At 72.1% G+C, this 8,736-nt stretch carries 9 protein-coding genes; all 9 read left to right on the top strand.

Features of this window, described 5'->3' with window-relative positions:
- The first annotated feature begins 320 nt into the window (after positions 1 to 320).
- Positions 321 to 1,202, top strand: coding sequence for a spermidine synthase (locus VGT06_04515; GenBank protein ID HEV8662393.1), 882 nt, complete (start codon positions 321 to 323; stop codon positions 1,200 to 1,202).
- Positions 1,203 to 1,249: 47 nt separating this feature from the next.
- Positions 1,250 to 2,509 (top strand): serine hydroxymethyltransferase, encoded by a 1,260-nt coding sequence (gene glyA, locus VGT06_04520; GenBank protein HEV8662394.1) that lies wholly within the window; start codon positions 1,250 to 1,252, stop codon positions 2,507 to 2,509.
- A gap of 15 nt (positions 2,510 to 2,524) precedes the next feature.
- Positions 2,525 to 2,995, top strand: coding sequence for a transcriptional regulator NrdR (nrdR, locus tag VGT06_04525; protein HEV8662395.1), 471 nt, complete (start codon positions 2,525 to 2,527; stop codon positions 2,993 to 2,995).
- A gap of 12 nt (positions 2,996 to 3,007) precedes the next feature.
- On the top strand, positions 3,008 to 3,664 hold the full coding sequence (locus tag VGT06_04530) for a bifunctional precorrin-2 dehydrogenase/sirohydrochlorin ferrochelatase (protein HEV8662396.1): 657 nt from the start codon (positions 3,008 to 3,010) through the stop codon (positions 3,662 to 3,664).
- A complete protein-coding gene (locus VGT06_04535; GenBank protein ID HEV8662397.1) occupies positions 3,661 to 4,464 on the top strand; it encodes a cytochrome c biogenesis protein in 804 nt (267 codons plus the stop codon). Before VGT06_04530 ends, VGT06_04535 begins: the two co-directional genes overlap by 4 nt.
- A gap of 2 nt (positions 4,465 to 4,466) precedes the next feature.
- Positions 4,467 to 5,741 (top strand): glutamyl-tRNA reductase, encoded by a 1,275-nt coding sequence (gene hemA, locus VGT06_04540; GenBank protein ID HEV8662398.1) that lies wholly within the window; start codon positions 4,467 to 4,469, stop codon positions 5,739 to 5,741.
- A 4-nt stretch (positions 5,742 to 5,745) separates the two neighbouring features.
- A complete protein-coding gene (hemC, locus tag VGT06_04545) occupies positions 5,746 to 6,714 on the top strand; it encodes a hydroxymethylbilane synthase (GenBank protein HEV8662399.1) in 969 nt (322 codons plus the stop codon).
- 5 nt (positions 6,715 to 6,719) lie between these two features.
- Positions 6,720 to 8,255, top strand: a complete 1,536-nt coding sequence (cobA, locus tag VGT06_04550) for a uroporphyrinogen-III C-methyltransferase (GenBank protein HEV8662400.1) — start codon at positions 6,720 to 6,722, stop codon at positions 8,253 to 8,255.
- Between the two features lie 150 nt (positions 8,256 to 8,405).
- Positions 8,406 to 8,736: aminotransferase class I/II-fold pyridoxal phosphate-dependent enzyme (locus VGT06_04555; GenBank protein HEV8662401.1), on the top strand; the 331-nt coding region annotated here is incomplete at its 3' end.

Genomic DNA, 8,736 nt, shown 5'->3' on the forward strand with positions numbered 1-8,736 from the left:
GCTCCACCACCTCGGGGGGATAGCCCATGGCCAACCTCCTGGCTGGCCATTGGGCCACACCCCAGGCTCGTTGGGGAGCGGTCAGTTCACGTGCTCTCGGGAGCGGTCAGATCATGTGCTCTCTACATCCCGGCCCCTTCCTCCTTGACAATCCGGCCCCCCTCCCGTAGAATTCCTGCGTTTCTGCGAGGCTTTTTGCGAACTTTTGGGACCCCGCCCTCCTGCCGTCCGCCGCGGCGAGGAGGCCTCGCCGCCTTCCTCCCGGGCGCATCCGGCGCCGCCAGATCCCGGATCCCGCGCCGCCCGCCGCGAGGTTCGCCATGACGCTCGATCGGACCTGGCACTGGCTGATTGACCGGATCGACGAGCACGAGGCGCACGCCTACGCCTACCAGCACGCGCGCTATTTCGGGCGGACTAAGTTTCAGGTCGTGGAAATCCTGGAGACCGCCAAGTTCGGCACGATGCTCATCCTGGACGGGAAGATCCAGTCGGCCGCCCTGGATGAGCACATCTTCCACGAGGCGCTGGTCCACCCCGCCATGCTGATGCACCCGGCTCCCCGGCGGGTCTGCATCATCGGAGGCGGGGAGGGCGCGACGCTCCGGGAGGTCCTCCGGCACCGGTCCGTCCAGGAGGCGGTCATGGTGGACCTGGACGAGGAGATCGTGGCCCTCTGCCGGGAGCACCTCCCCGAGTGGCACCGGGGCGCCTTCGACGACCCGCGGGTCCAGCTCCTGCACGAGGACGGCCGCGTTTACCTCCGGGAGGAAGCGGGCAGCTTCGACGTGATCGTGCTGGACATCACCGATCCGGTGACCGCCGACTTTGGTCCCGAGGTCTACCGGACCATCCGCTCCCGGCTCCGCGAGCCGGGGATCCTGGCCCTGCAGGCGCTCGAGCTCAACCCGGGGGACTGGGAGGGGCACGCCGCCATCCGGCGAGCCCTCCAGCTCATCTTCCCCCACTGCCGGTCCTACACCACCTACATCCCCTCCTTCCGGGCGGAGTGGGGGTTCCTGGTGGCGGCGGCCAGCCGGGAGTCACTCTACCCGGATCCGGCCCTCCTGGAGGAGCGGTTCGCGGCGCGCCTCTCCCGGGCGGCGGCCGAGCCGGGGGGGCTGCGGTTCTACTCGCCGCAGATCCACGGGCGGCTCTTCACCGTCCCCAGGGATCTGCGGGAGCGGTTGGAAGCTCCATGAGACGGCGGGCGGACGGTGCGGCCAGCACAAAGAGGAGGGGCGCGGGGATGCGGCTCCGCGAGGTAGATCCGGAGATCGCGGCCATCATCGATCGGGAGACGGCGCGCCAGGCCGACGGCCTGGAGCTGATCGCCTCCGAGAACTTCGTGAGCGAGGCGGTGATGGAGGCCGCCGGTTCCCCTCTCACCAACAAGTACGCGGAGGGGTACCCGGGGAAGCGCTACTACGGCGGCTGCGAGTTCGTGGATGAGGCCGAGCAGCTGGCCATCGACCGCGCGAAGGCGCTCTTCGGCGCCGAGCACGCCAACGTCCAACCGCACTCCGGGTCCCAGGCCAACATGGTGGCCTACTTCGCCGTCCTGCAGCCGGGCGACACCATGATGGGCCTGAACCTCTCCCACGGGGGTCACCTCACCCACGGGAGCCCGGTCAACTTCTCCGGCCGCTTCTTCCGCATCGTCCCCTACGGCGTGGACCCCACGACCGAGCAGGTGGACTTCGCCGCCCTGACGAAGAGCGCGGAGGAGGTCCGCCCCAAGCTGATCATGGTCGGGGGGAGCGCCTACCCGCGCACGCTCGACTTCGGCCGGTTCCGGGAGGTGGCGGACAAGGTGGGGGCGGTCCTGGTGGCGGACATCGCCCACATCGCCGGACTGGTCGCGGCCGGTCTCCACCCGAGCCCGGTGCCGCTGGCGGAGCTCGTCACCACCACCACCCACAAGACGCTCCGCGGCCCCCGGGGGGGGATGATCCTCTGCAAGGCCGCCTACGCCCCCGCCATCAACAAGATGCTCTTCCCGGGCATGCAGGGCGGGCCCCTCATGCACATCATCGCGGCGAAGGCCGTGGCCCTGAAGGAGGCCCTGACTCCCGAGTTCAAGGCGTACCAGCGCCGCATCGTGGCCAACGCCGCGGCGCTCGCGGAGGAGCTCCACCGCCAGGGGTTCCGCCTGGTGGCGGGGGGGACGGACACCCACCTGATACTGGTGGACCTCCGGCCGAAGGGGCTCACCGGGAAGGTGGCCGAGGCGGCCCTGGGGAGGGCCGGGATCACCGTGAACAAGAACGCCATCCCCTTCGACCCGCAACCGCCGGCGGTGACCAGCGGCATCCGGATCGGCACGCCGGCCGTCACCACCCGGGGGATGGGGGTGGAAGAGATGCGCCTCATCGGGCAGCTCATCGCGGAGGTGCTGCAAGACGTGGAGGATACCGCCCGGCTCGCGCACGTGGCGGCCAAGGTGCGGGAACTCTGCCAGGCGTTCCCCCTCTACCCCGAGCGCCTCGCCCGCGCGGCGAAGGCCTAGGCTCCGGAGGCCCCCGTGCGGTGCCCCTTCTGCGGGAGCAACACGGAAAAGGTGGTGGACTCCCGGGAGGGGCGAGACGGGGAGGTCATCCGCCGCCGCCGCCAGTGCCTCCACTGCCACCGGCGCTTCACCACCTACGAGCGGATCGAGGAGATCCAGTTCATGGTCGTGAAGAAGGACGGGCGGCGCGAGCCCTTCGACCGGCACAAGATCCTGAGCGGCCTGCTGAAGGCGACCCAGAAGCGCCCGGTCAGCGTGAACCAGCTGGAGGCCATCGTGGACGATGTGGAGGCGCTCCTGGCGGAGAAGCCGGACCGGGAGATCACCTCCACCGAAATCGGCGAGCGCATCATGCGGCGGCTCCACGACCTGGACGAGGTGGCCTACGTCCGGTTCGCCTCCGTGTACCGCCAGTTCAAGGACGTGAACGAGTTCGTGGCGGAGGTGAAGGGCCTCCTGGAGGGGAGCCCCCGGCGGGGCAAGTGAAGGCGTATCCGGATGGCCCACGGCTACCCCATCTTCGTCGAGGTGCGGGGGCGGCTCTGCCTGGTGGTCGGCGGGGGGGCCGTGGCGGAGCGGAAGGTCCGCGGCCTCCTCGAACAGGGGGCGCTGGTCCGGGTGGTCAGCCCCACCCTCACGCCGGCCCTCGCCGCAGAGGCGGCGGCCGGGCACCTGGTCCACCGGAGTCGTCCGTTCGCGCCAGCCGACCTGGAGGGGGCCTTCCTCACCTTCGCGGCGACCGACGAGCCGGCGGTCAACGCCGCCGTGGCGGCGGCCGCGGAGGCGGCGGGCATCCCGGTCAACGTGGCCGACGATCCTTCCCGTAGCACCTTCCTGGTCCCCTCCACCCTGAAGCGGGGCGATCTCGCCGTGGCCGTCTCCACCGGCGGCGCCAGTCCCGCCCTGGCCAGGCGGCTGCGGGCGGAGCTGGAGGAGAAGGTGGGGGAGGAGTACGCCGCGCTGGCCCGCCTGCTGGGAGAGGCGCGGCGGGAAGTCCTGCGGGGGGTACCGGATCCCAAGCGCCGCCACGACCTCCTGACCCGCCTCCCGGAAGACCTCCACCGGGCACTCCGGGAGGGGGGGGAGCAGGCCGCGCGAACGCGGCTGGCGTCCCTGCTGCGCGAGGCGGCTCCCGCGGCCCCGGAGCGCCCGTGAGCGGGGCCGCCTTCGCCCTCGCCTTCGTGGCCTACCTCGCTGCCGGTGCCGCCGCCGTGGGATTCCTGGCCACGCGGCGGCTCCCGCTGGCGCGGGCCGCCACCCGGCTGACGGTCGCCGGGGTCCTCCTGCACGCCCTCAGCTTCGCGCTCGAGACGGTCGAGATGGGCCGGCCCCCCCTGGGAAATCTGGGGGAGGCCCTCTCCTTCTCCGCCTGGGCGTTGGCCCTGCTCTCCCTGACGACCGAGATCCGCTCCGGCAACCGCCTGGTCGGTGCCTTCCTCCTCCCCCTCGTGGCCGGCTTCACCGGGGCCGCCGCGCTCCTCCCCCGCGAGGTCGCCCGGGCGGCCGCCCAGAACGCCTGGATCTGGATCCACGTCACGCTGGTCATGCTGGGATCGGCGGCCTTTGCCTTCATCTTCGGCGTGGGGCTGATGTACCTGGTGCAGGAGCGGCAGCTCAAGGCGAAGGCGCCGGGCCCCCTCGCCTTCCGGCTCCCCCCCCTGGAGGTGCTGGACGCGGCCGCCTACCAGGCGCTGTGGCTCGGCTTCCCCCTCCTGACCCTGGGGATCATCCTCGGCTCCCTGCAGGGAAAGCAGCTCTGGGGCGCCTATTGGATCTGGGGGACGAAGGAGACCTGGTCCCTCCTCACCTGGATGATCTACGGCCTCCTCCTCCTGGCCCGGCTGAACAAGGGCATCCGCGGCCGCAAGGCGGCCATCCTCTCCATCGTGGGGTTCGGTGCCGTCCTCTTTACCTTCCTCGGCGTGAGCCTCATGGGCCCACCCCGCCTGAACTAACCATGGAGATCCTGGTCGTCGGCTGCAACCACAAGACAGCCCCTCTCGAGCTCCGGGAGCGGCTGCACGTCCCCACCCCCGACCTGGCGGCCCCGCTGGAGGCCCTGGGGAAGGAGCCCTCGATCCTGGAGCGCCTCCTCCTCTCCACCTGCAACCGGGTGGAGGTCTACGCCGTCGTGGACGAGGTGGGGGCGGCCCGGCAGGCGATCGAGGCGCTCCTGGCGGCCCGGGCGCGCCTGCCGGCGGCTGCCTTCGCCGACCACCTCTACCGCCACACTGCCGCCGGCGCCGTCCGGCACGCCTTCCGGGTGGCCGCCAGCCTGGACAGCCTGGTGGTGGGGGAACCGCAGATCCTCGGGCAGGTGAAGGACGCCTACCAGGCGGCCGTGGCCGCCGGGGCCGTGGGTCCCGTCCTGGCCGCCCTGATGGAACGCGCGCTCCGGGTCGGGAAGCGGATCCGGACGGAGACCGCCGTGGGGGCCTCCCCGGTCTCCGTGGCCACCGTCGCCATCGAGCTGGCCCGGCAGATCTTCGGCCTCCTCGCGGGGCGGACCGTGTTGGTCCTGGGGGCGGGGGAGATGTCGGAGGCGGCCGCGCACCACCTCAAGGAGGAGGGGGTCTCCGCCATCCTGGTCAGCAACCGGCACTACGAGCGGGCCCTCGAGCTGGCTGGCCGGCTCGGCGGGCGGGCGGTTCGGTTCGACCGGTTCAAGGAGGAGCTCCTCGGCGCGGACATCGTCATCGCCTCCACCGCCGCCCCCCACCCCCTCCTCACCCGGGCCGACGTGGAGCAGATCATCCGGGCCCGGCGGCAGCGCCCGCTCTTCTTGATTGACATTGCCGTGCCCCGCGACATCGCGGCCGACGTCAACGCCATCGACAACGTCTACCTCTACAACATCGACAACCTCGAGACGGTCGTGGCGGCCAACCAGAAGCTGCGGGAGCAGGAAGCCACCCTGGCCGAGGCCATCGTGGAGCGGGAGGTGGAAGCCTTCACCCAGTGGCTGGGAAGCCTGGACGTGGTCCCTACCATCCAGACGCTCCGGGAGAAGGTCGAGGCGATCCGGGACCAGGAGCTGGGCAAGGCCCTGCACCGGTTAGCCGATCTGCCGCCGGAGCAGCAGGCCGTCGTCCGCCAGCTGGCTCACAGCATCGTGAACAAGGTCCTCCACCACCCGATGATCGAGCTGAAGCGGCAGTCGGCGCGCCGGGACGGCCACATCACCATCAGCGCCCTCCGGCGCCTCTTCGGCCTGGAGGAGCAGGAGCCATGACCGCATGAGCGCGGATGGCGCCTCGGCCCCGGCCCGGGCCGGTCGGGCGACCCTCCGGATGGGGACGCGGGGGAGCCCGCTCGCGCTGGCCCAGAGCCGGGGGGTGGCCGCGGGCCTCGAGGGCGCCCACCCGGGCCTGCGGGTAGAGCTCACCGTGATCCGGACGAGCGGGGACAGGATCCAGGATGTCCCCCTGGCGAAGGTCGGGGGGAAGGGACTCTTCGTCAAGGAGATCGAGGAGGCCCTGCTCACGGGGGGGATCGAGCTGGCGGTCCACAGCATGAAGGACCTCCCCACCCTCCTGCCCCGCGGCCTCGTGCTCGGAGCCATCACGGCCCGGGAGGAGGGGGGGGATGTCCTGGTGGCCCGGGAGGCCCGTTCCCTGGAGGACCTGCGGCCGGGGGCGCGGGTCGGCACCAGCAGCCTGCGGCGGCAGGCCCAACTCCTCCATCGGCGCCCGGACCTTTCCGTGGTCCCCCTCCGGGGAAACCTGGACACGCGCCTCCGGAAGCTCGGGGAAGAGAGCCTCGACGGGGTCGTGGTCGCGGCGGCAGGCCTCAGGCGGCTCGGCCTCGAGCCGGAGAAGGCGATCCCCCTCCCCCTGGAGGTCTCCCTCCCTGCCCCGGGCCAGGGGGCACTCGGCCTCGAGATTCGCGGGGACGATCGCGCGACCGCCTCCCTCGTGGCGGTCCTCGAGGATGGCCCCACCCGGATCGCCGTGACGGCGGAACGGGCCCTCCTCAAGCGCCTGGGGGGAAGCTGCAACGTCCCCATCGCCGCCTACGGGACCGTGCGGGGGGAGCTTCTCACCCTCGCAGGCCTCGTGGCCCGGCCGGACGGGAAGGCGCTCGTTCGGGACGAGTTGACCGGCGCCGCGCTGGAGGCCGAGTTCCTCGGGACGGCCCTTGCCGAGCGCCTGTTGGCCCGGGGAGCCGACCGGATCCTCCGCGAGCTGGCGGGGGAGGGGGGATAAGCGCCATGCCGGGGATGGGCAAGGCCTATCTCATCGGCGCGGGACCGGGGGACCCCGGCCTCCTCACCCTCCGGGGGAAAGCCTGCCTGGAGGAGGCTGACGTCGTGATCTACGACGCCCTGGCCAACCCGGCGCTGCTCCGGCACGCCCGGGCGGATGCCGAGCGGATCTTCGCCGGGAAGCGGGGGGGGGCACCGGGGATGCCCCAGGAGGAGATCAATCGCCTGCTCGTCACGCGCTGCCGGGCCGGGCAGGTAGTGGCGCGCCTCAAGGGGGGGGACCCCTTCATCTTCGGACGCGGGGGGGAGGAGGCGGAGGCACTCGCCGCCGTCGGCTGCCCCTTCGAGGTCGTCCCGGGGGTCACGTCGGCCGTGGCCGTCCCGGCCTACGCCGGCATCCCCCTCACCCACCGGGACCTGACCTCCACGGTCGCCTTCGTGACCGGCCACGAGGACCCCATGCGGGAGGAGTCCGGTGTCTCCTGGGAGGCTCTGGCTCGAGGGATCGGGACCCTGGTCTTCCTGATGGGCGTCGGGACCCTCCCCACGATCGCGCGGCAGCTCATCGCCCAGGGGCGCTCGCCGGAGACCCCGGTCGCGGTCATCCGCTGGGGAACGACACCTCGGCAGCAAACCGTCGTCGGGTCCCTGGCGGACATCGTCCAGAAGGTGGAGGCGGCGGGGCTCTCCCCGCCCGCCATCACGGTGGTGGGCGAGGTGGTCGGCCTCCGGAAGGTCCTCAACTGGTTCGAACGCAAGCCCCTCTTCGGGAAGACCGTGGTGGTCACCCGGGCGCGCGAGCAGGCGAGCGTCTTCGCCCGCCTCCTCGAAGCCGCCGGGGCGGAGGTCCTCGAGGCCCCCGCCATCGCCCTCGAGCCCCCGCCCTCCTGGGCCCCCCTGGATGAGGCGCTGGCCCACCTCGACCGCTACGCGTGGGTCCTCTTCACCAGCGCCAACGGGGTCCGGGCCTTCGCGGAGCGGCTCGGCGCGCGCGGTCTGGACTGGCGGGCGCTCGGGTCCTGCCGCCTCGCCGCGATCGGCCCCGCCACCGCCGAGGCGCTCGCCGCCTACGGCATGCGGGCGGACCGGGTCGCGGAGGAGTTCACAGCGGAGGGGCTGCTCACGGCTCTCGGGAACGAGCCGGTTGCCGGCAAGCGCCTGCTCCTCCCCCGCGCCGAGGTCGCCCGGGAGACCCTCCCGGAGGAGCTCCGGCGGCGCGGCGCCACGGTGGACGTGATCCCGGTCTACCGGACGGTCCCCGACGCCACGGCCGCAGCCGCCCTCAGGGAGGCCCTGAAGGGGCGACGCGTTGCCGCCGTCACGTTCACCTCCTCCTCGACCGTCGAGAACTTCGTCGAAATGCTCAAGGGAGAGGACCTCCCGACCTCCCTCAACGGTGTCCGGATTGCCTGCATCGGCCCGGTGACGGCCGAGGCGGCGCGCCGTCACGGGCTGCACCCCGACATCCTCCCGGCGGCCCATACCATCCCCGCCCTCGCCGAGGCCCTCGTGGCCGCCCTCGGCACGCCCCCCCAACGGTAACTGCTTGTCGGGATGAGGTTTTCCTGTTACGGTGGCCGCCTGAGGCCCGGCGGTGGGCTATCGGACGGAGTGCTCGCCAGCCGGCCCGGCTCGGCGAGTGTTTGGCAAGGCTCTTGCACCCCGTAAGTCTTTGCCATTAAAGGTCGGAGCATGACTGCAGAGACGACGATTCCCCCCCTGGACCTCCAGGCCGAGTACGGGGAAATCCGGGGCGAAGTCGATGCCGCCATCGCTCGCGTCCTCGCGAGCGGGGCATTCATCCTCGGGAGCGAGGGGGAGGCGCTCGAGGCCGAGGTCGCCGCCTACTGCGGCTGCCGCCACGCCGTGGCGCTGGCCTCCGGAACGGATGCCCTGCACCTGGCGCTCAGGGCGGCGGGGATCGGGCCCGGGGACGAGGTCATCCTGCCGGCCTTCACCTTCATCGCGACGGCCGAGGCGGTGAGCTACCTCGGGGCGAGGCCGGTCTTCTGCGACGTGGACC

Origin of the sequence: Candidatus Methylomirabilis sp. (genome assembly GCA_036000645.1) — a bacterium.
Lineage (GTDB): Bacteria > Methylomirabilota > Methylomirabilia > Methylomirabilales > JACPAU01 > JACPAU01.